Origin of the sequence: Pseudoalteromonas sp. RB2-MNA-CIBAN-0110, assembly GCF_040309305.1 — a bacterium.
In the GTDB taxonomy this organism is placed as follows: Bacteria; Pseudomonadota; Gammaproteobacteria; order Enterobacterales; family Alteromonadaceae; genus Pseudoalteromonas; species Pseudoalteromonas arctica.
On record NZ_JBEOOQ010000039.1, the window covers coordinates 21,758 to 47,882 of the forward strand.

Consider the following 26,125-nt stretch of genomic DNA (forward strand, 5'->3'; position numbering starts at 1 on the left):
TCCTAAGCTAATGCAATCATAGCGTCGCCGGTAGTTACAGCATCGCCTTCACCAACTAACACTTCAGCAATTGTTCCTGTATGCGTAGCGCGTATTTCAGTTTCCATTTTCATGGCTTCCATAATAATCACTACATCACCTTCGTTAACAACTTGCCCAGCTTTTACCTTAATCTTAAAAATATTACCGGCTAAAGGTGCGTTAAGGGTTTCACCTGATGCAACTGAAGCAGATTGAGGAATGTGCTCAGAGTCTTTTAATGTTACCTCTTTTAGCTCACCACCTTGCGCCACTACTACGTCGTAAACTTTACCATCTACTTTTACGCTGTATTGCTCAGCTTTAACGCTGTTATTATTTGATCCTGATTTTGGTGCTGCCTTATTGCTCTTATCTTCAACGGTAGGAATAGGCTCAAATGCATCAGGGTTATTACGATTTTTAATAAATTTCAAACCAACCTGCGGAAATAATGCATAAGTTAGTACGTCATCAATTTGCTCATCAGCAAGTGTTAAACCTTGCTCTTGCGCTTCTTTTAATAATTCAGCTTCAAGCGTTGCAAGCTCTGGTGCAATGTTATCTGCAGGGCGACAAGTAATAACCTCTGCTCCATCAAGCACACGCTCTTGTAGCTCTTTATTCATTGGTGCTGGTGTTAAGCCATATTCACCTTTTAATACGCCAGCAGTTTCTTTAGTAATTGTTTTATAACGCTCACCGGTTAGCACGTTAAGTACTGCTTGAGTACCTACAATTTGCGACGTGGGTGTTACTAAAGGTAAAAAGCCAAGATCTTCACGTACACGTGGGATCTCAAGTAAAACTTCATTAAGCTTATCTGCCGCGCCTTGCTCTTTAAGTTGGTTTTCCATGTTTGTAAGCATGCCACCAGGTACTTGAGCTAGTAAAATACGACCATCAACCCCTTTTAAGCTACCTTCAAATGCCGCATATTTTTTACGTACATCTCTAAAGTAAGCAGCAATTTCTTCTAGATGATTTAAATCAAGGTCAGTATCGCGCTCAGTTCCTTCAACTATCGATACAATAGTTTCAGTTGCTGTGTGTCCGTAAGTCATACTCATTGATGAAATAGCGGTATCAAGCATATCAATGCCTGCATCAATCGCTTTTTGATAAGTCGCAGTACTTAAACCTGTTGTAGCGTGGCACTGCATAGCAATAGGAACCGATACGGTTTCTTTAAGTGCTTTAATTAGTTTTTCAGCATCGTACGGCTTTAATAAACCCGCCATGTCTTTAATACAAATTGAGTGACAGCCTAAATCTTCTAATTGCTTAGCAAGAGTCAGCCACATATCAAGCGTATGAACAGGACTTACCGTGTACGAAATAGTACCTTGAGCATGCGCGCCTACTTTTATAGCCGCTTTAATCGCTGTTTCTAGGTTACGTACATCGTTCATTGCATCGAAAATACGAAATACGTCAACGCCATTTTTATGTGCGCGTTCTACAAACTTTTCAACTACATCATCAGCGTAATGGCGGTAGCCTAATAGGTTTTGACCGCGTAATAGCATTTGCTGTTTAGTATTAGGCATCGCTTTTTTAAGCGCACGAATACGCTCCCAAGGATCTTCGCCTAAATAACGAATACACGAATCAAATGTAGCACCGCCCCACGATTCAATAGACCAATAACCTGCATCATCTAGCTTGCTAGCAATAGGTAGCATATCGTCTAGGCGCATACGTGTTGCGAGCAATGATTGGTGCGCATCGCGTAATACCAATTCTGTTAATTTTAATTTAGCCATGTGTGTGCCCCTTATTTATTATTTGATTTGTACTGAGCAATGGCAGCACTAATAGCAGCGATGTGCTCATTAGGCACACCTTGAGATTTAAAAGACGGTGATTTAGCTGGTGATGCCTCTGGTTCGCTATAGCGCGTCACCAAATTAGACATAAGCGTTACTGCACCAATTAATATCGACAGAAATACAAACACCCCAACCATACCAGTTAGCATTAAGCTACCAGCCGTTGTGAGTAGAGCACCTATATCCATTTTTCTCCCCCTTGAAACCCATATCGAAAATAAAAAATCGATTTAATTAAATATTTATTCACTGGATAATAACAAAACTAGTCGCTTTGTCTACATCTTGTAAATTGGTAAAACCAATTAAACTATAAACAACATAACACTCAACAAATTTACATGCCATAACCCAGCAATCATGCGCCCTACAATACATACAGAAAATAACGACTATAGCTAATAGTTATATGGAAGTTGTTAATTAACTATTCAACTTAATAAAAATAACCGCCAAATTTTATAATAAGTACAAAAACACACATCAATTGTTAATTGGTCTTACCAAAAACATTATTTTTAGTGAATATTTACCGGTAACTTGTAACAGTGTGAATAACTTACATAACAAAGCGTAAAAATTACTAACTAACTAATAACTAAAAACACAGTTAAAAACCATAACTAGCTGATATAAAACAAAAATAAACTTTGGCATATAACTGGCATTAGTTATTGTGAGCAAATTTGATAACCAAGGAGAAAACAATGTTACGCTGGACAATTACATTTTTAGTTATTGCTTTAATCGCTGCAGTGTTAGGTTTTGGTGGCATCGCAGGTGCCGCAGCTGGTATAGCAAAAATTATATTTTTTATATTTTTAGTACTTTTAGTGATCTCATTAGTTTCAGGTGCACTACGTGGTAAATCACCCAGGTAGATAAAGCATTCAACTAACAAACACTAAAATTTAATCAACACTTACAAGGAATTACATTATGAATTCAACAACTGTAAAAGCAGCACTAATCGGTCTATTCGCAAGTTTCTTCATCATGGGTTGTGAAGACAATCATGCAGAAGACGCAGGCGAACGTATTGACGAAGCAGTAACTGACGTGCAAAACAAAGTAGAAGATGCATGTGAAAATGTTAAAGAAGGCGTAAACGCTGAAGAAACTAACTGTTAATTCTTCTTGTAACGCTAAAAAACGGCCTTAGGGCCGTTTTTTTTGTGTCTGTAATAAAATCACTGACTATAAAGCTGCTCATTTAGCGGTTAGCTTGTTAAAATAAAAAAAACGATATTTAAAGCAAGGCAATATGGCATTTACAACAACCTACACACTAGATAAACCTTACTTTTACGAGTGCTTTGACGAGTCACTCCCCTACAGTAAGCGCGCCAAACCTAAGTACTTTTTACTTGTACTCCTCGTTGCGCTTGGTTTATTTGGCATTTATGTTTTAAACGATCATTACTTAGGATCGTTTATGATCATGCTAGGTGTACTAGAGTGCGTCGCTTTTTACTATCGCAGACCTTGGTGGGTAACCAGACAAATGCTCAGCAGAGCGTCAGGCTCTGAGGTAACACTTACCTTTGATGAAGAAGGCATTAAATCGGCTAATCATTACAAAAGCTTTCAGCTAACTTGGCAAGACATAAGCGAAGTAATAGATACTCAGCAAGGTATTATTATTAAAAATAAAAGCGGAATGCAGTACATTTCAAAACAAATACTAACCCCAGAAACACTCGTTTTTATAAACAAAAAAGCCACTCAGTGAGTGGCTTTTTGACTAGTTGAGTTAATTACTCAACTACGTATACGTGTTGATTAAGCATTGCCCGGATTAGGGTTCGACTTTTCAGCTTGTATGCGCATGTAAATCTCTTCACGATGCACTGATACGTCTTTTGGTGCATTAACACCGATTCGAACTTGATTTCCTTTAACACCTAGAACAGTAACTGTTACTTCGTCACCAATCATTAGGGTTTCACCTACTCTACGAGTTAGTATTAGCATTCTCTTGCTCCCATGTTCCAATAAAAATTATAAGATTCCGCTTAAACATACTAATGAAAATTAGACTGAAAAGTAAGTAAAAACTCTCAATCTATCCATTTTCTGTTAAAAATGCTTTGTGTAATGCACGAACTGCCAACTCTAGGTACTTTTCATCTATTAAAACTGAAATTTTGATCTCAGAAGTCGAGACTAAAACCACATTAATATTTTCCTGCGCTAATGCATCAAAAAATAAACTTGCTACACCAGAATGCGATTTCATACCCATTCCAACAGCAGAAACTTTAGCGACTGTTGGTAATCCGCTTATATTTTGAGCACTGAGTTGAGCTTGATCTTCGCTCAATAATTCAAGTGCTTGCAGATAATCATTCGAGTGCACAGTAAAAGCATAGTCTATTTTTTCAAAGATATGATTAACTTGATTAATCATATCTATTTCGATGCCATTATCAGCAAAAAGTTTCAATATTTTTGAAAGATATTGCGTACCGCTTGGCACACCATCTACTTTAATTAAACATTCGTCACGATTAAACGCAATCCCCGATACCACCTTGCTTGGCATATCGTTCTCCTCAAAACTTATTAATGTGCCTTCATCAGGATTAAAACTAGAAAGCACCCTAAGTGGCACATTGTGTCTACCTGCAGCTTCTACCGAGCGAATATGCAAAACTTTCGCGCCTAAACTTGCCAGCTCCAGCATTTCGGCAAAAGTAACTTGGCTCATTCTGCGCGCGTTAGGTTCAACACGAGGATCTGTAGTATATACGCCGTCAACGTCTGTATAGATCTGGCATTCGTCGGCTTTTATAGCCGCTGCTATTTCTACAGCCGATGTATCGGTGCCGCCGCGTCCAAGCGTTGTAATATTGCCCTCAACGTCACGCCCCTGAAAGCCAGCAATAATAGCAATACGGTTATGCTCAAGCTCATGCTTTAAACGTGTAGCGGCAACGTCTTCAATACGGGCTTTACCAAACATGTTGTCGGTTAGAATATTGACTTGATCGGCTAATAAGCTTACAGCTGAATGACCACGTTTGATAATAGCCATAGCAAGCAGTGATACAGAAACCTGCTCTCCGGTGCTAATAAGTACATCTAGTTCACGGCTACTCGGGCGAGTATCAATTTGTTTGGCGAGGTTAATTAAGCGGTTGGTTTCTCCCGACATAGCAGAGAGAACCACAACCACTTGATGTCCTTGTTGTCTGGTTTTAACAACAAGGTCGGCGACTGCTTCAATTCGCTCTATTGAGCCGACCGAAGTGCCACCGAATTTTTGAACAATAAGTGCCACTTAGGCTTAAGTACGCTCAGTTAACCAAGCTGTAACGCTATCTAGTGCAGCAGCAAGATTTTGTGGCTCACTACCACCAGCTTGTGCCATATCTGGACGACCGCCACCTTTACCACCTACTTGACCTGCCATATGGTTAACTAACTCACCGGCTTTTACTTTGCCTGTTAAGTCTTTCGTTACACCGGCAATTAGGCTTACTTTGTCGCCACTGGCAACACCCAGTGCAATAACACCTGAGCCAATCTTGTTTTTAAGGTCATCAACCATACCGCGAAGCGCTTTAGATTCAGTACCTTCAACGTTTGCTACAAGTAGCTTAACGCCATTAATTTCAACAATCGAATCAAGTAAAGACGCGCCCGCTGCACTTGCTAGCTTATCGCTAAGCTGTGCAATTTGCTTTTCAAGGCCTTTAGATTTTTCAAGCAACGCAGTTACTTTTTCAAGTACCGATGCGCTATCGCCTTTAACTAAAGCTGCAACATCGCTAAGTTGTTGCTCTTGCTCGCTAACGTACGCTACAGCCTCTGCACCGGTTACCGCTTCAATTCGGCGAACACCTGCGGCAATACCGCTTTCAGATACAATTTTGAATAAACCAATATCGCCAGCGCGCTCAACGTGAGTACCACCACAAAGCTCAATAGAGTAGTCGCCAATAGTAACTACACGTACTTCGTCATCGTACTTTTCGCCAAACAATGCCATAGCACCTTTCGCTTTAGCATCATCAATAGCCATAAGCTCAGTATTAAGTGCAAAGTTACGACGAATTTCGTCATTAACTACACGCTCAATTTCACGTAGCTCATCTTTAGTAACTGCTTCAAAATGCGAAAAGTCAAAACGTAAACGATCTGGCTGAACAAGCGAGCCTTTTTGGCCTACATGGTCACCTAATAATTGGCGTAGTGCTTCGTGTAAAATATGCGTAGCTGTGTGGTTTTTCTTAATGCTGTCGCGGCGCGTATCATCAATAGTTGCGTCAACTTTGTCATTAACACCAATACGGCCTTGTACAGTACCGTGGTGAGCAAAAGCATTACCAAGCTTAGTGGTATTAGTAACATTAAATTCGCCACCAGCAACTGTAATAGTACCCGTGTCACCCGTTTGACCGCCTGATTCAGCGTAAAACGGTGTGCGGTCTAGTACTACAATACCTTGTTGACCATCTTCTAATAACTGAACAGCTTCGCCACCGGCAAAAATTTCAATAACGGTCGCGCTGTAATGTGTGCTGTCGTAACCTTTAAAGTCAGTGTGTTTATCTGATTTTAATTGGTCATTGTAATCTGCACCAAATTTACCTGCTTGCTGCGCTGTTTTACGTTGTACAGCCATACACTCTTCAAAGCCTTGATGATCAATTGTCATCTGGCGCTCACGCGCAACATCGGCCGTTAAATCAGCTGGGAAACCGTACGTATCGTAAAGTTTAAATACTAAGTCGCCCGGTATAATATCGCCTTTAAGGTCGCTTAAGCTTTCTTCTAAAATAGCTAAGCCACGCTCAAGTGTTTTACCAAACTGTTCTTCTTCAATGCGTAATACTTTTTCAATAATTTCTTGTTGCTTAGCAAGCTCAGGGTACGCTTGACCCATTTGCTCAATTAGCGCAGCAACTAATTTATAGAAAAACGAACCTTGTGCAGCTAACTTGTTACCGTGGCGCACAGCACGACGAATAATACGGCGCAGTACATAACCACGGCCTTCGTTAGATGGCATAACACCGTCTGATATCAAAAACGCACACGAACGAATGTGATCGGCCACTACGCGTAGTGACTTGTCGTCCATGTCTTGTGCATTAGTAACACTTGCAGCAGCAGCAATTAAGCCTTGGAATAAATCGATTTCGTAGTTTGAATGCACGCCCTGCAAAATAGCAGAAATACGCTCAAGGCCCATTCCCGTATCAACAGATTGCTTAGGTAGAGGCAACATTGTACCGTCGCTTTGACGGTTGTATTGCATAAATACAAGGTTCCAAATTTCGATGAAACGGTCGCCGTCTTCCTCAGGAGAGCCCGGAGGACCACCCCAAATATGCTCGCCGTGATCATAAAATATTTCAGAACACGGACCACACGGACCAGTATCGCCCATAGACCAAAAGTTATCTGAGGTCGCAATACGAATAATACGATCCTCTGGCAAGCCAATTTCGTTAGCCCAGTAACCAAACGCTTCTTCATCATCGTGATAAATAGTTACTAAAAGTTTTTCTTTAGGTAGGCTTACTACCTCAGTTAAAAACTCCCATGCAAACTTAATCGCGTCTTGCTTAAAGTAATCACCAAAGCTGAAGTTACCTAACATTTCAAAAAATGTATGGTGGCGAGCAGTGTAGCCTACGTTTTCTAAATCGTTATGCTTACCGCCAGCACGTACACAGCGCTGCGAGCTTGTCGCACGTGTATAAGGGCGGCTTTCTGCGCCTAAAAATACATCTTTAAATTGCACCATGCCGGCATTGTTAAATAACAACGTGGCATCGTTACCCGGTATAAGCGAGCTAGAAGGTACTATTTGATGTTGCTTGCTGGCAAAAAAGTCTAAAAACTGTTGCCTAATTTGTGCGGTAGTCATGTGCTGCATTTGAAAGTCTCACCTGTATTTACTGTGCTTGCATTGCAAAATTAATTTCATCGTAGCTAAAACCCCGATACATTAAGTAGCGCACGCGCTTAGCTTTATCTTTGTAATCGAGATCGGCCGGTGTATTCGAATATTTTTTATTGTACGCATCCTGCGCAAGCTCAAACCAATCTACTTCAAGCTCTTCAACTACCAATTCAAGTAGCGAACGATCAATCCCTTTGCCCATAGCTTCGCTTTGTATTCGCTTAAGCCCGTGGCATTTAAATATGTGTTTTCTTACAAAGCCTTCACAGTATCGCTGCTCGTTAATAAAATTATGCTTTTCGCACCAATCAAGCAGCGTTTCAATAAACTCTTCTGTGGCTTCTTTTTGCTGTAATTTTAGCGTTAACTCACGACGCGAATATTCTTGGCGCCCTAGTAACCAAAGTACATAGTTTTTTAGTTTTTGCTTTAATTTATCATCCATTAAGCGTCAAAACGCCCGCTTGTTTCACTGCTAAGTGGCTTAACATTAATGTCGTCACTTGGTGGTACAACAGGCATAAAAATGGCTTGATAAGATACAAAAAAGCTAATGTAGCAAATCGGCATTAAAATCAACAGTGGTAAGAACGATAAGAACATCGAAAGCGCCATAAATAATGCGCAAATAAGGCCAAAAACGCCAAGTGGCAAAATGTTATGATAAAACACCATTAACGATTTTTTAAGCGCCGTTAAAATACGTGTTTCTTTACTAAAATAAACAAGCGGTACAGCGTAAGCAAACGCCGTTAAATAAATTAGCATTGCCATAAAAAACAAAATTACATTCGCGCCCGAAATACTCTCAAGCATTTGTTCAAGTGCTACGTTTGGATCAAGTCCCGGTTGGCTCATAACAGCCACTGCATCGGCAAATAAGCCATTAGCAAGTAACGCCATTAAAATGCCCGCCCCCATCTGATAAAGTGCTAAACGCAATAACCCTAAGCGATTTCCCTTAGCCGTAAATGGCTTGAGAATATCGGCTAGCATAATTTTTCCGCCCTGCTGCTTACTAAGCACCGCTTGGTAAAACCCTGCGGTTAAAAATGGCGTAGCTAGTGCTGCTACTACTTGCAGCAGCGGTAAAAATAAAGACAGCAGCCCTACAATACCAATAAATAAATGCATAAAAATAAAGGTTGCTGGCTGGGTTTTAAAAATAAGCCATCCGGCTTTTAACCACTTTAGCCCTGCATCGGCTTTAAAAATTCGTAATTGTGTAGACATACTTGCTCTTAATTTAAAACGAAACACGCCAAGTATAACTTGGCGTGAGGGGGTATTAATAGACGAAACGTAATTAAATGATTAAGGTTTTTTAATTTTCTTAATATCTAACATATGCGCGCCATGCTTAATTTTTGTTTCTAGGTACGATTTATTACCCGCAACACCCGCTTTAATGTGCGCATGCGTGCCCACAACCGAGTCAACATTAATACCGGCATCTTTTAGTGCGTTAAGCTTTTTAGGATTATTGGTCATTAATTTAACGTGGTTTAAATTAAGCGCATTAAGCATTAACACAGCATCCGAAAAGTCACGTAAATCATCAGCAAAGCCTAAATGATTATTAGCTTCGTAGGTGTTCATACCTTGCGATTGCAATACGTAAGCATCAATTTTGTTGTATAAACCAATGCCACGACCTTCTTGGCGTAAATACAATAAAATACCGCCTTGCTCGTGCATCATTTCAATACATTCATTTAGCTGCTCGCCGCAATCACAACGCGATGAGTAAAATACATCACCTGTTAAACACTCAGAATGCATACGAATAAGCGGTACATCTTGCTCTGAATCAGCGTTGTTAAACACCATAGCAATATGTTCTTTGCCATCTTTTAAATCAGTAAATGAGATTATTTCTGCAGGGATATCACTATTTCTGCCAACATTAAGCTGGACTCTTGCTCTTACTTGCGCCACGACAAATCCAAATATTTAAATAACTACGACACGACAATAAAGTGATAATATCACAAAATAGGATAAATACACCGTAGTACAAGACTGTTTATGGCAATTATATGGCGACGACAGGCGTTATTTTCAATGATTGTTAGCAATAAATTAATACAAATAACAGCCAATGTTATTTACGTTGATTTACCTTAATCAGTGACACCTACAGGCGCGTTTGGTATTTTGTATTTTAAACAACGATAGGGATTATTATGAAACGTCAGCAACTCGCTTTATTTATAGGCTTAAGTTTATCTGCTTTAAGCGCAACAACTTTAAGTACTACAGCACTTGCCAGCCAAGCAAGCGATCCTCAAACGGTATTTAGCCAAGCATACCAAAGCTATTTAGCAGCAGTTAAAGCAGACGAAAACGTACAACAAACTGCCAAACTTGCTTACACATCAGGTAAAGCCGTTTACGGTAAAAGCGACGACAATACTGCCAACTTAGCTATTAATTACGCTAAAGCAATAAAAGGCTACGGCGATGAGCTAAACGAACAGCGTTTTGCACTCTATAACGAAGCCCATACTATTTTAGCTGCAAACCACGGTAAACTATCAATAGAAACAATTGATGCACTACTCGGCCAAGCTAACTACACAACATCAGCTTACAAAGCAGCTAACTTTTTAGAACAAGTAATAGATATAGCTAAAACACAAAATAAGCCTAAATTTGTAGCCGACATGAAACTAGAAGCGGCATCACTGCTTGCTAAAAAGTTTAGCTCTAAAAAATATAGCGAAGCGAAAAACTACCTAGAAGAAGCCGACGAATACTACCGTGAAAATCTGCCCAGTAGCTCGGTAGAGCAAATTAAAGCTAACTTTTTAATAGCCGCATTTGCCGAAGGCAGTAAAAAATATAATCAGGCAATTGAGCGCTTAAACAACATAGTTACCGCGTTTGACGATAACTTAAAATACGATCACAGTGCTGAGCTAACCGCTCACTCTAAACTTGTAGGTCTGTACGAAAAACAAGGCAAAAGCGAAGAAGCAACTAAACATTGCCTCGCTATCGCTCAAATGGTGCCATGGAAAGAATCGCAAGAGCAAACACCACTCTATCGTGTTAATCCTAAATACCCAGTGCACAAAGCCAGATTTAGTACCGATGGTAGCGTTATTATGGAGTTTGAGGTAGACGCAGCTGGCTTTGTAAAAAACCCAAAAGTACTTAGCTCTGAAGGCGGCAGCGCATTTGAAAAGTCAGCCAAAGCAGCGCTTGAGCAATGGCGTTACGCGCCAAAGTTTGAAAATGGCAAACCCGTTAGCGCTATTTCTCAGGTACAACTCGACTTTAAAATTAACCGCCACTAAAAGCGGCTCATTAAAAAAGGCGCTTTATGCGCCTTTTTTAATGCCAACTAATACAAATTCTACGTAGTTAAAATTCGTAACTTACGCTAATACCGCCATCGGCTCTTTTTTCGTTGCTGTCGCTTGCTTTACCATAGCCCACATCTAGCTCTAATCTAAAACCAGCGCTGTTCAATCCATTAAAGTTATAGCTGTACGTAAGCCCTATGCCGTTTGTTGTTTCTTCATCAAAAATTCCGCCAATTACACAACCTAGCGTATTAGCAAAGTCAGTTGCTACATCATTAGTTGAACTTTCACACTCTTGGTCTGTATCTCTTGCGCCAATTGCACCTACAAGCGCGCCAAAAGCATGTTTTTTATTATCGCTAACTGCTTGTTCAAAACCGGCTGAAAAACCATCATCAAGGCCTAGTTTATAATTTGCATACCAGCGTTGTGTGTCGTCGTTAGCCGACAAAGACACTTCAGGAATAACTAAATAAGGATAGCCACCCCCAATCGAAAAACTAACATCGTTAGCAAAAGTAGAACAAGAAGCGATAGATAAAGTGAGTAGTAATATTTTTATTTTCATAAAGTTCCCTTTGAGTAAGCATAAAATGTACTTACTTTAGGGACACTGTGCAATACGACAAAAAGCTCGTTAAATTTAGCTTTAGTAATAAAATAGGGATTAAATTTTAGCGAGTATTTTATCGCTAGCCGCTTCTATTAAATCGAGCACATTTTCAAAGCCATCATCGCCGCCGTAATAAGGATCGGGAATAGCGCTTTGGGCTTGCTCGCCATATTCTAAAAATAGCGCCAGCTTATAGCGTAAATGCTCAGGGCATTGCGCTGTTAAATCAGCTAAATTTTGCGTATCGGCCGCTAAAATTAAATCAAATTCAGTAAAGTCGTTTGTGCGCACTTTACGTGAATAAATACCTTTAAAGCTATAACCGCGTTTCTCCCCTGCAGCCATTGAGCGACTATCAGGCGTTTTACCTTCGTGGTAACCAATAGTCCCTGCCGAATCAACTTTAACGTTAACGCCTAGTTTTTTAGCACGGGCTTTTAATACCGCCTCTGCGGTTGGCGAGCGGCAAATATTACCTAAACAAACTATGAGTACTTTTTTCATTAAGGCTCCTCTAACTAATTTAAAAACCTAAGCTTTAAAACTGTTTTAAAATACTTGCGTCGTAATCTTCAACGTTAAGCGTTACGTTATGTTGCGCTGCAACAGATTCAAGCTCAGCTTGTTTAATGGCTAAATCGTCCATAGTGATTAGATTATCGTCTAGCTGCCACAATAACCGAGAGCCCGCATAGCTATAGTGAATCGCTAATAACGCATCGGCATTACCTTCACGGCCAGCAGCTTTTAACTTAGCCATTTTACGGGTTATTTTATTAAGTGCTTTTTTAAGCTCCCACACATAAACAACTTCTGTCATAAAGCTATGTGTACGATATTTATGAAGTAACCACGCAAGCCCAACGCTAGTAATAGCAACACCTATTAAGTTCCAATGAAAGTGGCTACCACTTTCATCAGGAAATAAAGCAATCAACGTTTGCGATATAGCCAAGCTGCCTACAGCCAAACCAATACCACATCCTGCAATAACACGGTTTAAATGTTTACGGTAACGTGCTTTATTTATTTCAATGAGTTGCATAACAGCCTAAAAAGTTAAGTTTTAATATTTGCGAATGGCTATTGTAACTAAACCCCACATTTTTTATAAAATTATTTCACCCCTTTTTGATTTGCCACCCGTTATAGCTTTGAAAACACCCTAATTGTAGTGGTCAATAAAATTTGGAGCGGCTTATGCACACACTTGAAGTACCTAACAACCCAGTATTTATTAAAACATCGACTGCCGTTATTGGCGGCGCCGCTATGACCTTTGCAGCTTTTGCGTTTATGCAATATTTAATAAGTGGCGAGCAACGCGCACCGGTAAAACCAGGGGACGATATTATAGTAGAAATTTTTAAGGCGCCTGAGAATTCAAAGCTAAGGCATATACAAAAAATACAGCCGCCACCGCCAATGCCTAAAGTGCCGCAAAAAGCTCCACCGCTTGATACATCAGCCGATCCTGTGCTAGCAATTAGCGACTTTACGCCGATTACAATTGACGATTTTGGTGGCGACATTAACAACACCATTAATCGCCCAACGGGAGATGCAACACCCATTGTGCGCATTAGCCCTAAATACCCAACAACAGCCGCGCGCGATGGTATTGAAGGTTGGGTGCAACTAAGCTTTAGTATTTCGCCAACGGGGGAGGTAATCGACCCAGTAGTTATTAACGCCGAGCCAAAACGTACCTTTGATCGCGAAGCAATAAGAGCCATTAAACGCTGGAAATATCGCCCCAAAGTAATTGAAGGTGTGGCACAATTACAAACAGGTCAAACTGTACAGCTCGATTTTAAATTAGATAACTCTATTTAACGGACTAAACGCCTATGCTACTAAGTATTAAGTCATGGTTATTTGAAACGCCAAGCAAGGACTGCATGGCAAGTTACGCAAAAAGTGGCGACAATCGTTACTTAGAGCAGCTTATTGCCCTCTACAGTAACGACTTATACCACTACCTTGTTACGCAATCTAATACGCATTTAGCATACGACGTAAGTCAACAAACATGGCTAAAAGTAATCGAAAAGCGCCACCTTTACCAAGCACAAACCACACCCAAAGCGTGGTTATTTAAACTTGCCCGCAACACACTCATTGACGAATACCGCAGGCAACAGCACTTTGTAGCGCTTGACGAAAACACGCATTTAGCAGCACAAAATGATAAAATCGAAAGCGACTTAACTAGTGGTCACTTAACTAGCAGAGACTCGCATATAGGAAGCTCAAACATAAGTTACGAAGCGTTCGACGCCGCGCTAAAACAACTTAGCTTTGTACAGCGCGAAGCCATAACATTACAACAAGAAGGCTTTTCGCTCACCGACATAGAGCTTATAACGCAAAGCAGCCTTGAGACCATTAAAACAAGGCTGCGCTATGCCAAGCAAAACCTTAAACGTTTATTAGGAGCAAACAATGAACAAGCCTGATGAGCCGTTTGATCAAAAGCTCACACAACACTACAAAGAGCGAAAAGCGCGCACTACACTTACAAGCACTCAGCAAAAAGCGCTACTTAATAACGCTGTGCATGCAAAGCCTAAAAAGTTCGGCTTTACGCTGCAGCTAACTAGCCTAGCCTGCGCACTGGGTGTGTTCGCCTTTATTGTGTTTGATAATAACAACGTAATAAATACAGAGCCTAAAACCGTACTTAACAGCGTATTTAACACTATAGACATTCACGACTACTTATTTATTAAAACACACGAAATAAATCCATCCGGCAGCTACGCAAGCATCATTACAGAGCAAAAACACGCGCTCGATAGTCAATTAGCTAATGATTTACGCCGCCACCAACAGCGCCACATAGAATACGGCACTCTAGTGAAGGTAGATAACGACTGGTACATAGCCAGCTGTGATGACGAGGTGCTAGTGCAAATTAAGCAGTCACTGTTGAGTGATTTAAAAGGTAAACACGCGGTCGAAAGTAATATAAATACGGGTGATATGCTCGCTATGGCGCATAACGGCAAAGGGCAAATTATAGCGCTTAAACATGCGGGTGCTGGGGTTAGGCAATGTGGGGCTTAACTTTAAATATATATGTTAATTTATAAATGAGAAATAATATTTAAACCCCTTTGGAGACAATTTTTTTACTACTATCAAGGTCTACTCGTTTTGATATGTTGTATTTTATCGGCTTTTTACATATAACCTTATATTAGCGCTTTAATATCAAGTCATGTTTATAAGTACTCACGTTTTATTTTAGGGAAGCTCCATGTTTGAAAACTTGTCATTAGGTAAGCGATTAGGCTCATCTTATTTTATTCTTATTACTATTTTATTAATTATGACAGGTTTTGCAGTGGTAGAAATGCGAACTATTTCTAGCTTCACTCAACAACTTTATAAGCATCCATATACAGTTAGTGTATCTATTGCAAAAATTGAAGTAAATGTAACAAGTATCCATAGCGCAATGAAAGATGTTGCACAGGCAAATACAATAGAGCAAATAAACGATGCAGCAAAAGAAATAGCTAGGCTTGAAAAAACACGTTAAAATTATTTTCTGTATTAGAGGAACGCTACCTCGGTAACAAGTCTGAAATACACTCACTTAAAAAGCAGTTTATTGATTGGGCCCCTATTCGAAACGATATCATTTTATTAATGAAAGAAGATAAACGTGCCGAAGCTGCAAAAATCACAAAACAAGAAACCCTCTATATTAAAAACCTAAGTAAACAACTTTTTTCACTCGAAGAGTTTGCAGCAAATAAAGCCAATGAGTTTACCAACAAATCAATTACTCAAGGCGAATCAGCCATATTCAACTTAATAATATTAGTACTTATTGGTGTTGTTATTGCGGTATTACTAACATGGAAAATTTCGGTTTCTATTTTAAAGCCAATTGGTGGAGAACCCAAAGACATTGAAATACTAACCCACAAAATTGCAGAGGGCGATTTGAGCATGCGCTTTGATAATACACAGCAGACGACTGGTATTTATTCAGCAATGCAGTTAATGGTAGAAAAACTTAAAATAATGATGCAACAAATCTCCGACTCAGCTACCTCTCAAGCAACAGCAGCTGAAGAACTCGCTTTAATATCCACCCAAACAAAAAATAATGTGTCAGAACAAGACTTAGCAACAGAGCAAGTAGCTACAGCCATTAACCAAATGCAAGCAACTGCAGCTGATGTTGCTAAAAACACTAGCGTAGCTGCTAGCGCAACAGAAGCAGCACGCTTACTCGTTGACCAAGGTAGTGAAAAAGCAGAGCAATCTTTTAGTGGTGCAACAAAACTATCAGACGATCTTCATAATGCATCTGCAATCATCAGCGAACTAGCTCAAAGCACACAAGACATTACGGGTATTCTTGGCGTTATTAAAGGCATTTCAGAGCAAACTAATTTACTTGCATTAAATGCCGCAATTGAAGCCGCCCGAGCTGGGGAGTTTGGAAGAGGCTTTTCGGTTGTTGCCGGAGAAGTTCGTACATTGGCATCTAATACTCAAAAATCGACTGCCGAAATTGAAGAAAAAATCACTAAGGCGCAAGCACAAGCAAAAGCATCTGTTGAAGCAATGATGGTTGGTCGAGAGCGAGCTAATAACATAGTCACTCAAACTACTGACGTGCAACAAGCCCTTGGCGAAATAAAAGAGTCGGTTCATCAAATTATTGATATGAACTCGCAAATAGCATGCGCAACTGAAGAGCAAAATGCAGTGGCAACAGATGTTAGTAAGCAAGTAATAGAAATAAAAGAGCTATCGAAACAAACAGGCGCTGGGGCAGAAAAAATCAACATTGCTACCGATGAACTAACCCAATTTGCAGCTCAACTTAGCAGCCTTGTTACACGCTTTAAAATTTAGAGTTTCAGTTTCAGTATAAAGGGCGTAATGCCCTATTCTCTTGTTTAAAAATTAAAAGTGAATTTAGTAAATATAAGCCCCATGCTTATAATTACCCGCCGTCAAATTACGCTAAAACACTATATTAAATACGGCATACTATTGAAAGTAGGTAACTAATTGTAAAAACAAAGCACTCGCTACTGAGTGATTTAAAAGGAAAACACGCAGTTGAGACCGGGATAAATACTGGCGACATGCTCGCTATTGCACATAACGGCAAAGGGCAAATTATTGCATTAAAACATGCGGGAGCTGGGGTGAATTAGTGCTAAGGAAGCTTGATTGATAGTACGTAGTTACACACTTCAATTGTAGTTCTAATATTAACAATAAAAAACCCGCGAAAGCGGGTTTTGTAAAATAATTTAATCCCATACACCTACGGGACTGTCCCAGACACCTACATCTTGTATAATTTTCATAATATATATTCCATTCCATCTGTTGTGTATAACATCTATAGCAAAGGCTATCTAATAAGACAACCATAGCAGGGAAAAATTCAGATTATTTACATTCAATCTATACCGCGAATTTTACGCGCTTGTGCTCATATTTACAACATTTAAACTATTGATGTTTTTTATGCCACCAAAAAGTTATACCTTGATACGGAAACACACCATGTTTTAGCTCATATTTAACTCTATTAACATTCGGGTTTTTAGGGTGATTAATTAGGCTTTTAGGATGATTAGCTTTTGCACCAACCTCTAAACAAGAAGGGAAACCAACTTCAAGTTCCATATTTTCTGTTGGCATTAATGTAGTCCATACTTCAGTATCCCCCAATTTTTTAAATGTTCTTGAACAAAATGCCACCGTAAATTCTTTAGTTCCAGCAATATTTACACTTTTTTTGAATTCTTTGACCCCTTGCCCTTTGCCCTCAGATATATATTTATTGAGTTCATCCTTAGTAAGTACTTGATCATCAATTCTGGCCTCATAAATACTGGTATGCTCTCTTAATTTGTCATTCAAGTCGCATGAAACACCACATCTAACTTCATGACTAGTGATTGGAATATCGCTAAGGTTTTTTAATCTATAAGTAGTCGTTATTTCACAAACTAAAATTTCTTCAGCCTCTTCATTAGACAAGCCATAATCTAATATTTGTTGCGGTTCTAGCTTAGATAGTTCATATGAAAGAAAAGCGTTTTTCTTGATCAAAGTCTGGTCTAATACCGATCTCTTAACTTCAATAAAAATCGAATCTGGTATAATCTTTCTGAAAACAGCACTTAAAACATCTTCACTAATCTCTTGTTTAAACTCAGCTAGCTCTTTTGCTTGCTTCTCCCTGCTCATAGCCTCAACTGTATAACCAAGAACTGCTGCAATCATCATAGCAACTCCAGATTCCTTAAAAAACAAAGCTAAAATGTCTACTAACAACTTATAAGAATCAGGCTCAAAACTACTTATAAACTTTGAAACTAAAATTGCAATAAAGCCTAAAAAAAAGACTTTAAGTAAAAATATTTTATCTTCTGATTTCCAAAAAGAAGTCATATCTAATATCCATTTATATTTTAATCTTCTATGATATTTCTTTATAAATAAAATTACAACGCACTAATTTTTTGTCTCTTGTACCATTTATTAAAGCTATAAAAACTTTTGGAAGCTCAATAAAAAATAAATACCAATGCACCGGTTTAGATTTTATTTTATAAACTAAAAACGTTACATGTAACTCCCTCGTTATTACACCATAACAATAAATAATGGATAAGTAATATTGCGCGCTGACGCGTGACAAGCAGTTACCTTTTAAGTGTGACAAATAAATTTGGTTTACGTTTACAACTATTAATTTGAAGAAATAGGATTGCGTGATGCTCAGGCGCGTTGAGAGGATTCAGCCCCCTTCTCTTTAGCATCGACGACAAGCAAGAAAATGCTTAAATAAGGTTTTATGCTGTATTTAACTTTTCAAGCTAACGCCCGTCGCGCTAGCAAGCTGTTCGCCTAAAAAACACTACATATAACTAGTTTTGGGTGTGCTCATTGTATTGGAGATTCGTTGGGTTTCGTGCCACTCAACCCAACCTACGTCAGCTATAAACGTGAGCCTAGCGCTAAATAAATTATTGTAAATAATTACTGCTTTAAAAGTCGTTTTTCTGGATTGTTTAAATACTTTAGACCAATGGTCACTATGCGTGTATGTACCATGGTTATAACGCGTATTTGCACATTGCCAATAACAACAATATCGCCTTTACTGACTTCTCCTGAAAGCTTTTGGTTGATCACTTCTTCCAAGCTTATCTCTTCTGGGGCGTCTATTTGCATGTGATAAGAGTAAAATATATCCCCTACCAACGTTACCCCTTTCACTTTAAGTTCGTTGTGCGCTAAGTGGCTATCTTGATGGTTTGTTTTATCGGTTGCTGTAAAAACTAAATCAACAAAAGGTCTGTTATCTGGTTTTAAAACAACAAATAAGTGGTCATTTGCTTTTAACTTAGTTGAACCTCGTGGCGGTATGATTGACGGGCCCCGTGTGATCATGGCAACAACTACACTCTCAGGAAGTGCCGCATGTGACAAACTGCGCCCAGAAACCCGAGAAACATCACTTAAAGTGTATTCTACAATTTCTATATCAATATCGTTTAGCGCTGTAATTTCGAGCGTTGCAGCAGCGAGATCTGGTGGCGGCTCTACTAAATTTAGTTTTTTAGCCATCCAAGGCATTGTTGAGCCCTGTAACGTGGCTGAAATTAACACCACGAAAAAAACAACATTAAAAATAAGTTCAGCCCCTGAAAGGCCAAATAATAATGGGAATATAGCTAAAATAATGGGTACTGAGCCTCTAAGACCAACCCAAGATACAAAAAGGGTTTCGCGATTATTAAAGCCAAACAGTTTTAAAATAGGCGCTACCGCTAATGGGCGAGCAACAAAAATGAGTGCCAATGCAATAAGCAATCCTTCTAGCCATACGTCAACCAATGACGACGGATTAATAAGAAGTCCTAATACAACAAACATGGTTATTTGCCCAAGCCATGCTAAGCCGTCATGAAACAGAAAAATACCGCGTTTATATACAAATTTGCTGTTACCTAAAATAACACCCGTTATAAATACAGCTAAAAATCCACTGCCGCCGAGCGTTGCAGAAAGGCCAAAAGAAAGCAACCCAAATGCGGTTACCATCACTAAATACAAACCCGATGCATTTAGTTTAATTCGATTAATAAACCAAACCGATACCTTACCAATTAAAAGACCACAAATAGCGCCAACACCCATCTGTTGAGCAAATAACTGTAGTAAATCCAGCCCTATTGGCATGTCGTTAACGAGCATTTCTAACAAACCAACCGTTAGAAAAATAGCCATTGGATCGTTCGAGGCACTTTCTATTTCAAGCGTAGATTTAAGCTTTTTATTTAAGTGAATGCCCGCACTTCGTAAAAGCGCAAACACTGCTGCGGCATCTGTAGAGCCAACAATGGCGCCCAGTAAAACACCTTGTAATATGGGCAGGTCTAAAATATAAGTGGCCACAAGGCCTGTAATTACGGCAGTAAATAACACCCCGACGGTTGCTAAAGCAGACGCGGGTTTCCACACTTGTTTAATTGAACTGGTAGGCGTTTGTAAACCGCCATCAAATAGAATAATGGCAAGCGCAAGAGTACCCAAAGCATGTGCGGCCTCTGCGTTGTCGAATGAAATACCTGCAATACCGTCTTCACCTGCGAGCATACCTACAAGTAAAAATAGCACCAGTACAGGTAAGCCAACGCGTGCAGATAACTTGCTCGAGATCACTCCTAGTAAAATTAATATGGCACTAACGAGAATGATATTATCAATTGCAAACATAGTGTGGATTTACAGCCTTATATGAGTTGAAAAGTAAGAATTGCCAGCTATCAAAAAGCTTAAAGCTCATGCTATACAATAACCTAAAAAATATAAATACGGGTACTTAAGTCTATAATTAAATAGTTTTTCTAATAGTTATAGAGCCTTTGAGTTTGGTATTGCTTGGCTCTATATTAATTAGCTTTATTTATTTTGAAAACAAAAAAGCCTGCGACTAAGCAGGCTTTTGAGTATTTAAATAATCAAATTTTACAAAACAATAATGCTTGTTACTAAGTACGCTAAAAACGTAAGGCCACCACCAAATAAGGCATACGGTAGCTGCGTTTTAACGTGGGTGAGTAAGTCACACCCCGATGCAATAGCCGATACAGCGCTGGTGTCGGATATAGGCGAGCAATGATCGCCAAATATACCACCACCCAAAATAGCACCTACAACAAGCGATGGCGGTAAACCTAGCGCTTGAATAAGTGGCACACCAATTGGGATTAATATAGCAAACGTACCCCACGATGTACCCGTAGTAAACGACATTACAGCGCCGGTTAAAAACAGCACAGGTACGATTAAGTAAATAGGTAAGTAGTCGCCAACAAGTGACGCTACAAATACGCCAGTACCAAGCTCTTTTAAGCTTGCGCCAAGTGTAAGCGAAAGCAGTACAATAGCGACTAGCGGCATTAATTCGCCCATACCTTTAAAACCGGTATCAACTAATTGATGGTGCGTAAATTTACGAGAACCAATCATTAAAAAGTAAGCGACAACAATGGCTAAAACCGTTGCGTACAATACTGATTTAGAGCCACTACCCTCTGCCAACACACCATTACCGGTGTAATACATAAAGCCAACCATGCTGGTAATGAGCGTAATAAGCGGGATTAACATGTAACGCGCTTTAGAGGCTTTTATTTCATCTTTTAAGTCGGTTGTTTGAAGCTCTAGTTTTTCTTCGGCTTCTTTCATTGGACCGTGCACTTTATCAAACGCGATTGTGTAAAAAACAATAACAAGGGTAATTATGGCGTAAAAGTTATACCCAACGCTGCCCCACAATACCGATACAGCCGACTCACCTAGCTCGTAGTTACCTAACAAACCAAGTACAAATGCGCCCCAGCCGTTAAGTAGTATTAAAATACACACTGGCGCACTGGTGCTGTCAATAATGTAAGCTAGACGCGCTCGGCTCATTTTAAATTTGTCGAACAAGCCACGCGATAAAATACCCGAGGTAAGTACGCTCAGGTTAGATTCTATAAACACCGCAATGCCGGTAAACATGGTTAAAAAGCCCACTTGGCGCTTACTTTTTGCAATGCCTTTGTTCATTAGCATATTAACAGTTGCTGCAACGCCGCCAGATTCGCGAATGTAGGCAAGCAGTGCACCAATTAAAATACTAAATATTAATATGCGTGTATTACCTGGCGAGCTGGCAACCGAAATAATACGTTCAATGGTATTTAAAAAAGTATCAAACAAGCTATTACCTTCGCCCTGAAAGGCGAGTAAAAACTCAGAAGAAGCAACAGCAACAAGTAGCGCCATAATCACTTCTTTTCGCCAAAACACGATAGCAATCGCAATTAGCGGCGGTAAAATAGAATACCAATGCATAAAAAGTTAACCTTAATTATTAGCGAGTAAACCTCGCTTTGTACGCGTTTTAACGCTTATTTGTTAAGCCTAACAACATAAACCGGCTTAGTTTTATAGACCGCTTAGCTTAATGGATTGGCTTACTCAAGTCACCTGTAAATAAATCACTTAAGGTGGCACAGTTAGTACGTTTTAACCTATACGATAGCTTATTGATTTAGTAACGCTTCATAAATAAGCGACACCACCGATCCGTACTGTGCGGTTTCAAATTGTTTGCCTGTAAATTCGTAACGTTTTAGCGAGCCTTTAATTGCACTATGGCGAGCATTGGTAAGTAAAACAATAGCCAAGTCGTAAGCGGGGTCAATTACGGTCACTGTACCCGTCCAACCTGTGTGGCCATAAGCTTGTGCGCTTGCATAAGGGCCAAAGTGCCAACGCCTTGCTTGGTTGTTACCGGCAAGCCTAAAGCCAAGCCCGTAGGTTTCGTCGCTTGATTGCGGCGTTAAAAATTGCGCTAAGGCGCTTGCACTAAATAATTGTTGGTCGCCGTAGCCACCATTATTTAGTAATAGCTGGCAAAGCACCGCTAAGTCATGAGCATTACTAAATAATCCAGCATGCCCTGCTACGCCATCAAGAGAATAGTAAGCACGCTCATCATGCACTTGGCCTTGTAAAACAGTGGTGCGAACATTATCAAACTTAATGCGCCCGTCTCGCGTGTTGCCGCTAAGCTCAGTGGCTGCAAATTGCTGCGGCTTAAAGCCTTTTTTAAGTGGATTAAATAACGTGTTAGTTAATTTTAGTGGCGCGTACACTTGCTGCTCTAGGTATTCGTCAAGAGGCTGCCCTGTAATGCGCTCAATTAGCACACCTAAAATCATGTAATCAATATCTGAGTAAACATGCTGCCCAGATGATTTACTACTGAAAGGCACGCTGGTAAGTAATAGCTGTTTGGTGGTTTTACTGTTTTGCGAATAAAACGCGTCGCCATTGCTGCCATCTTTACGGTGAAAGTCAAATACTGGCGGGTATCCGGCGCTGTGAGTGAGTAACTCTTTTACTGTACGTTGTACTCGCCCTTCACCTTTATATTCGCTTAGGTAGCTTTGTACGGGTTTATTAATATTTAACAGCCCTTCGCTTACTAATTTCATAAGTGCAAAGTTGGTGGCAAATATTTTGGTGTTTGAGGCTAAGTCAAACAAGGTATTAGTTTGCATGGGCTCTGGACGAAGTAGCATTAAATCACTTTGCTGATATTGCTTTGCATCGCCATAGGCGGTTAATTTTATTAGCTCACCATTTTTAACAACAGCCAACACAGCCCCAGGAAAACCTGCTTTTACATCGCGTTCAATTAATGCATCTACTTCACTAAAGTCTACGAGCTTTATGGGCTCATCGCTTAAAGTAGGGAATGCAAAACGTAGCGTTAAACTTGCGCCAACAGGGAGAATATTTTCAACTTTAAAAGTATTAACACCATTGTGAGTATTTTTTGCCAAGCTGTAATTGTATAGAGTGTTGCCGCTCAGTTGGCTAACGTCGAGCTTTTGATTATTAATGTAAATATCGGCGCTTTGTGCGTTGTGGTTTTGTATTAATAATTGCCCGCGCCCTTTGTAAGCTTTAAACGTTCCTCGGTTATTTACATAAAACCGGCTACTTGGATTTACCTCAGGAAACGTTACAACCACTTGTGCATTAGGCAGCTCTACAAGTTGGCTCTTTGTAAGTGGTAGCACCGAGCTAATAGGCTCAGGTGGTGTACTACAACCCACAACAATAAAGCTTAACGCCGCTATAAATGCTTTTTTTATATAACTACACCTTTGATTTTTTAAAGCAATAAACATGCTTAGCCCTTATTTATATAACAAGTAAGGCGCTCTTTGCGCTTTAAATTGCGCAAGCCCCGCCTGCCAACTTTGTTTTATTTGCGCCTCTGATTGCCCTGCTTCAATAGCTAAGCGCAATTTATTAGTACCCGCTAGTTTATCCATAAAGTCAGCGCGCTCAAAAAACGAGATGTTGCTTTTACTAAGCTCCGTGTACGCATTTATTAAGTAAGTTAAATTTAGGCCTGTGATATTTGCTTGTCTTAAATCGAGCCCTTGTACGGTTTGGTTTTTAAATTTAGGGTTTAAAGCAGCCCCTTTAATTGCACGCGGTGTAAAATTAAAATCACCTAATGCAACTGGCGAATAGCCAATTACTTGAAATGCAAAGTCGGTGCCTCTACCAATGCTGATAGGCGTTGCTTCAAAAAAACAAAGTGATGGGTAAAGTGCAATGGCTTGATCGTTAGGTAAGTTAGGGCTTGGTTTTACAGGCAAGCTGTAAGTACTTTTGCGAGTGTAATGATCAACAGGGATCACGGTTAATTTTAAATCGGGCGCTTTATTGATCCAGCCCTCGCCCTTGATCATTTTGGCAAGTTCGCCAACGGTCATGCCGTGTAACACAGGAATTGGGTGCATGCCTACAAACGATTTAAATTGTGGCTCTAATATTGGCCCATCAACGTAGGCAATATTTGGATTGGGTCTGTCGAGTACTAAAAATTCTATCCCCTGCTCTGCAGCGGCTTCCATCATGTAGTGCATAGAGCTTATGTAGGTATAAAAGCGCACTCCCACATCCTGAATATCAAAAATAATGACATCAACATCAGCTAAAGCAGCTTGGCTTGGTTTTTTATTTTTACCGTAAATAGAAATAAGCGGAATACCGGTTTTGCTATCAACGGCATTTTTTACATGCGCGCCCGCATCGTGATCGCCGCGAAAGCCATGCTCAGGTGCAAAAATTTTAGTTATATTAATATTTTTAGTCAGCAGCGCATCTACTAAGTGAGTTTGCCCTACCATTGATGTTTGATTAACTACTAGCCCTACGCGTTTATTTTTTAACTGTGGTAAATATTTAGCATATTGCTGCGCACCTACCATAAGTGAGTTATTAGCTTCGTTGGCTTGTGCGCTGGAAATACAAATAGCGCTAAAAATAAAAAATAACGTAATAAATAGGGTTTTAAACATACTGCAATATCCTTTTAAACAAGGCGTTTAAAATAACATAGGTAATATTAAAGAGCAGCTTTAGAAAAGGGTTAAGTGGGCTTGAGCAGATACAGTGATTAGAAGCTGGCGCTTCTCACGCGAGCAAGCTCTGCGGCTACAACGGATAAATAAAACTCGGAGTTTAGATTTAAAGATTAGAGCTAATTTTACTTGAAAATACCACCTCCCATTTTAAGCTTAAAGACCGTATTTAACCTTCTTAGAGCTAAACGCTTCTAGTTATTTAATTTCTTGGTCAATGAACCACTTAAAGATCTATTACACAAAGAAAAGTAAATGAGAAGACATAAGCCCGGGTTTATTAGTTTAGCTTAGCTTTATTACTACCTCTAAAAGCGCAGCGCCTCTTAAACTCTTTGTGAATAAATTACTTATTTCTGGCGTTGCCAACAAATAAAATCTTATAAATTATATTTTTGAGGGGGGAATAGAAGCTGTCGCTTCTCACGCGAGCAAGCTCAGCGTCTACAACGGATGAATAAACTCAGGGTGTGGATTTAAATATTAGAGCTAGTTTTACTTGTAGGCGTGCAGCTTGCTGACGCGACGAGCGAAGCTCGTAAATGAAGTATCAGTTATATCAGTGGTAAGTAATTAGAAGCTGGCGCTTCTCACGCGAGCAAGCTCAGCGTCTACAACGAATGAATAAACTCGGAGTTTAGATTTAAAGATTAGGGCTGGTTTTACTTGTAGGCGTGCAGCTTGCTGACGCGACGAGCGAAGCTCGTAAATAAAGTATCAGTTATATCGGTGGTAAGTGATTAGAAGCTGGCGCTTCTCACGCGAGCAAGCTCTGCGGCTACAGGAGTGGTAGTTTACGTTTCACTTTATTTTAGGCACAAAAAAACCGACTTAATGTCGGCTTATTTATGAAAGTGGTGGGCGCAGGAGGATTCGAACCTCCGACCGCTCGGTTCGTAGCCGAGTACTCTATCCAGCTGAGCTATGCACCC

Annotated in this window: 25 protein-coding genes and 1 tRNA gene; 9 read left to right on the plus strand and 17 right to left on the minus strand. The window is 39.8% G+C overall.

The annotated features are described in order from the left end of the window. Window positions 1-2: 2 nt before the first annotated feature. Both oadA and AAEY68_RS16665 read right to left on the minus strand, forming a co-directional pair. Entirely contained in the window at window positions 3-1,784 is a 1,782-nt protein-coding gene (gene oadA / locus AAEY68_RS16660) for a sodium-extruding oxaloacetate decarboxylase subunit alpha (RefSeq protein WP_024594514.1), read from the minus strand. A gap of 11 nt (window positions 1,785-1,795) precedes the next feature. Then, window positions 1,796-2,038: an OadG family protein gene (locus AAEY68_RS16665; RefSeq protein ID WP_007583814.1), complete on the minus strand. Its 243-nt coding sequence runs from the start codon at window positions 2,036-2,038 to the stop codon at window positions 1,796-1,798. Between the two features lie 519 nt (window positions 2,039-2,557). Between AAEY68_RS16665 and AAEY68_RS16670 the strand changes: the two genes are divergently transcribed. The 3 genes from AAEY68_RS16670 to AAEY68_RS16680 all read left to right on the plus strand — a co-directional run bounded on the left by AAEY68_RS16670 (window position 2,558) and on the right by AAEY68_RS16680 (window position 3,582). Continuing rightward, window positions 2,558-2,731 carry a DUF1328 domain-containing protein gene (locus AAEY68_RS16670; RefSeq protein WP_002961939.1) on the plus strand — a complete coding sequence of 58 codons (174 nt, stop codon included), beginning with the start codon at window positions 2,558-2,560 and terminating at the stop codon, window positions 2,729-2,731. Window positions 2,732-2,789: 58 nt separating this feature from the next. After that, window positions 2,790-2,981, plus strand: a complete 192-nt coding sequence (locus AAEY68_RS16675; RefSeq protein WP_007378921.1) for a hypothetical protein — start codon at window positions 2,790-2,792, stop codon at window positions 2,979-2,981. 133 nt (window positions 2,982-3,114) lie between these two features. Continuing rightward, entirely contained in the window at window positions 3,115-3,582 is a 468-nt protein-coding gene (locus tag AAEY68_RS16680) for a YcxB family protein (RefSeq protein WP_010555487.1), read from the plus strand. A 50-nt stretch (window positions 3,583-3,632) separates the two neighbouring features. On the opposite strand, the gene csrA is transcribed toward AAEY68_RS16680, so the two are convergent. From csrA to AAEY68_RS16710, 6 genes are all read right to left on the minus strand, one after another. Then, window positions 3,633-3,824, minus strand: a complete 192-nt coding sequence (gene csrA, locus AAEY68_RS16685) for a carbon storage regulator CsrA (protein ID WP_004587515.1) — start codon at window positions 3,822-3,824, stop codon at window positions 3,633-3,635. A 91-nt stretch (window positions 3,825-3,915) separates the two neighbouring features. Beyond that, window positions 3,916-5,133 carry an aspartate kinase gene (locus AAEY68_RS16690; RefSeq protein ID WP_101217461.1) on the minus strand — a complete coding sequence of 406 codons (1,218 nt, stop codon included), beginning with the start codon at window positions 5,131-5,133 and terminating at the stop codon, window positions 3,916-3,918. A 6-nt stretch (window positions 5,134-5,139) separates the two neighbouring features. Further along, the gene (gene alaS, locus AAEY68_RS16695; RefSeq protein ID WP_350586460.1) at window positions 5,140-7,740 is read right to left on the minus strand and encodes an alanine--tRNA ligase; all 2,601 of its coding nucleotides are present in this window, start codon (window positions 7,738-7,740) and stop codon (window positions 5,140-5,142) included. 19 nt (window positions 7,741-7,759) lie between these two features. Continuing rightward, window positions 7,760-8,212, minus strand: a complete 453-nt coding sequence (locus AAEY68_RS16700) for a regulatory protein RecX (protein WP_007583805.1) — start codon at window positions 8,210-8,212, stop codon at window positions 7,760-7,762. Beyond that, entirely contained in the window at window positions 8,212-9,000 is a 789-nt protein-coding gene (locus AAEY68_RS16705; RefSeq protein ID WP_007378958.1) for a BPSS1780 family membrane protein, read from the minus strand. Before AAEY68_RS16705 ends, AAEY68_RS16700 begins: the two co-directional genes overlap by 1 nt. An 81-nt stretch (window positions 9,001-9,081) precedes the next feature. Further along, a complete protein-coding gene (locus AAEY68_RS16710) occupies window positions 9,082-9,705 on the minus strand; it encodes a GTP cyclohydrolase II RibA (protein ID WP_169060590.1) in 624 nt (207 codons plus the stop codon). A 248-nt stretch (window positions 9,706-9,953) separates the two neighbouring features. Between AAEY68_RS16710 and AAEY68_RS16715 the strand changes: the two genes are divergently transcribed. Continuing rightward, a complete protein-coding gene (locus AAEY68_RS16715; protein WP_350586462.1) occupies window positions 9,954-11,069 on the plus strand; it encodes a TonB family protein in 1,116 nt (371 codons plus the stop codon). A 67-nt stretch (window positions 11,070-11,136) separates the two neighbouring features. On the opposite strand, the gene AAEY68_RS16720 is transcribed toward AAEY68_RS16715, so the two are convergent. The 3 genes from AAEY68_RS16720 to AAEY68_RS16730 all read right to left on the minus strand — a co-directional run bounded on the left by AAEY68_RS16720 (window position 11,137) and on the right by AAEY68_RS16730 (window position 12,736). Further along, window positions 11,137-11,646 (minus strand): hypothetical protein, encoded by a 510-nt coding sequence (locus AAEY68_RS16720; protein ID WP_007583799.1) that lies wholly within the window; start codon window positions 11,644-11,646, stop codon window positions 11,137-11,139. Window positions 11,647-11,745: 99 nt separating this feature from the next. After that, window positions 11,746-12,195 (minus strand): low molecular weight protein-tyrosine-phosphatase, encoded by a 450-nt coding sequence (locus AAEY68_RS16725; RefSeq protein WP_350586464.1) that lies wholly within the window; start codon window positions 12,193-12,195, stop codon window positions 11,746-11,748. Between the two features lie 34 nt (window positions 12,196-12,229). Then, entirely contained in the window at window positions 12,230-12,736 is a 507-nt protein-coding gene (locus AAEY68_RS16730; RefSeq protein ID WP_282115304.1) for a DUF3087 domain-containing protein, read from the minus strand. Between the two features lie 155 nt (window positions 12,737-12,891). Between AAEY68_RS16730 and AAEY68_RS16735 the strand changes: the two genes are divergently transcribed. The 5 genes from AAEY68_RS16735 to AAEY68_RS16755 all read left to right on the plus strand — a co-directional run bounded on the left by AAEY68_RS16735 (window position 12,892) and on the right by AAEY68_RS16755 (window position 16,572). Next, the gene (locus tag AAEY68_RS16735) at window positions 12,892-13,527 is read left to right on the plus strand and encodes an energy transducer TonB (RefSeq protein ID WP_350586466.1); all 636 of its coding nucleotides are present in this window, start codon (window positions 12,892-12,894) and stop codon (window positions 13,525-13,527) included. Window positions 13,528-13,541: 14 nt separating this feature from the next. Continuing rightward, window positions 13,542-14,150 (plus strand): sigma-70 family RNA polymerase sigma factor, encoded by a 609-nt coding sequence (locus tag AAEY68_RS16740; RefSeq protein ID WP_350586468.1) that lies wholly within the window; start codon window positions 13,542-13,544, stop codon window positions 14,148-14,150. Then, window positions 14,137-14,760 (plus strand): hypothetical protein, encoded by a 624-nt coding sequence (locus tag AAEY68_RS16745; protein ID WP_024592801.1) that lies wholly within the window; start codon window positions 14,137-14,139, stop codon window positions 14,758-14,760. The genes AAEY68_RS16740 and AAEY68_RS16745 overlap by 14 nt, the downstream gene beginning before the upstream one ends. A gap of 193 nt (window positions 14,761-14,953) precedes the next feature. Further along, window positions 14,954-15,238, plus strand: coding sequence for a hypothetical protein (locus AAEY68_RS16750; protein ID WP_024592802.1), 285 nt, complete (start codon window positions 14,954-14,956; stop codon window positions 15,236-15,238). A 110-nt stretch (window positions 15,239-15,348) separates the two neighbouring features. Then, window positions 15,349-16,572: a methyl-accepting chemotaxis protein gene (locus AAEY68_RS16755; protein WP_024592803.1), complete on the plus strand. Its 1,224-nt coding sequence runs from the start codon at window positions 15,349-15,351 to the stop codon at window positions 16,570-16,572. Window positions 16,573-17,184: 612 nt separating this feature from the next. Here AAEY68_RS16755 and AAEY68_RS16760 read toward each other — a convergent pair. From AAEY68_RS16760 to AAEY68_RS16785, 6 genes are all read right to left on the minus strand, one after another. Then, window positions 17,185-18,132 (minus strand): hypothetical protein, encoded by a 948-nt coding sequence (locus tag AAEY68_RS16760; RefSeq protein ID WP_024592804.1) that lies wholly within the window; start codon window positions 18,130-18,132, stop codon window positions 17,185-17,187. Between the two features lie 591 nt (window positions 18,133-18,723). Next, complete coding sequence (locus AAEY68_RS16765; protein ID WP_024607631.1) at window positions 18,724-20,466, minus strand: potassium/proton antiporter; 1,743 nt, start codon at window positions 20,464-20,466, stop codon at window positions 18,724-18,726. Window positions 20,467-20,718: 252 nt separating this feature from the next. Then, the gene (locus tag AAEY68_RS16770; RefSeq protein ID WP_007583783.1) at window positions 20,719-22,095 is read right to left on the minus strand and encodes a Na+/H+ antiporter NhaC family protein; all 1,377 of its coding nucleotides are present in this window, start codon (window positions 22,093-22,095) and stop codon (window positions 20,719-20,721) included. 191 nt (window positions 22,096-22,286) lie between these two features. Beyond that, window positions 22,287-23,945, minus strand: coding sequence for a penicillin binding protein PBP4B (pbp4b, locus tag AAEY68_RS16775; protein ID WP_024592807.1), 1,659 nt, complete (start codon window positions 23,943-23,945; stop codon window positions 22,287-22,289). A gap of 9 nt (window positions 23,946-23,954) precedes the next feature. After that, window positions 23,955-25,130, minus strand: a complete 1,176-nt coding sequence (locus AAEY68_RS16780; protein WP_024592808.1) for an exo-beta-N-acetylmuramidase NamZ family protein — start codon at window positions 25,128-25,130, stop codon at window positions 23,955-23,957. A gap of 918 nt (window positions 25,131-26,048) precedes the next feature. Continuing rightward, window positions 26,049-26,125, minus strand: a tRNA-Arg gene (locus tag AAEY68_RS16785).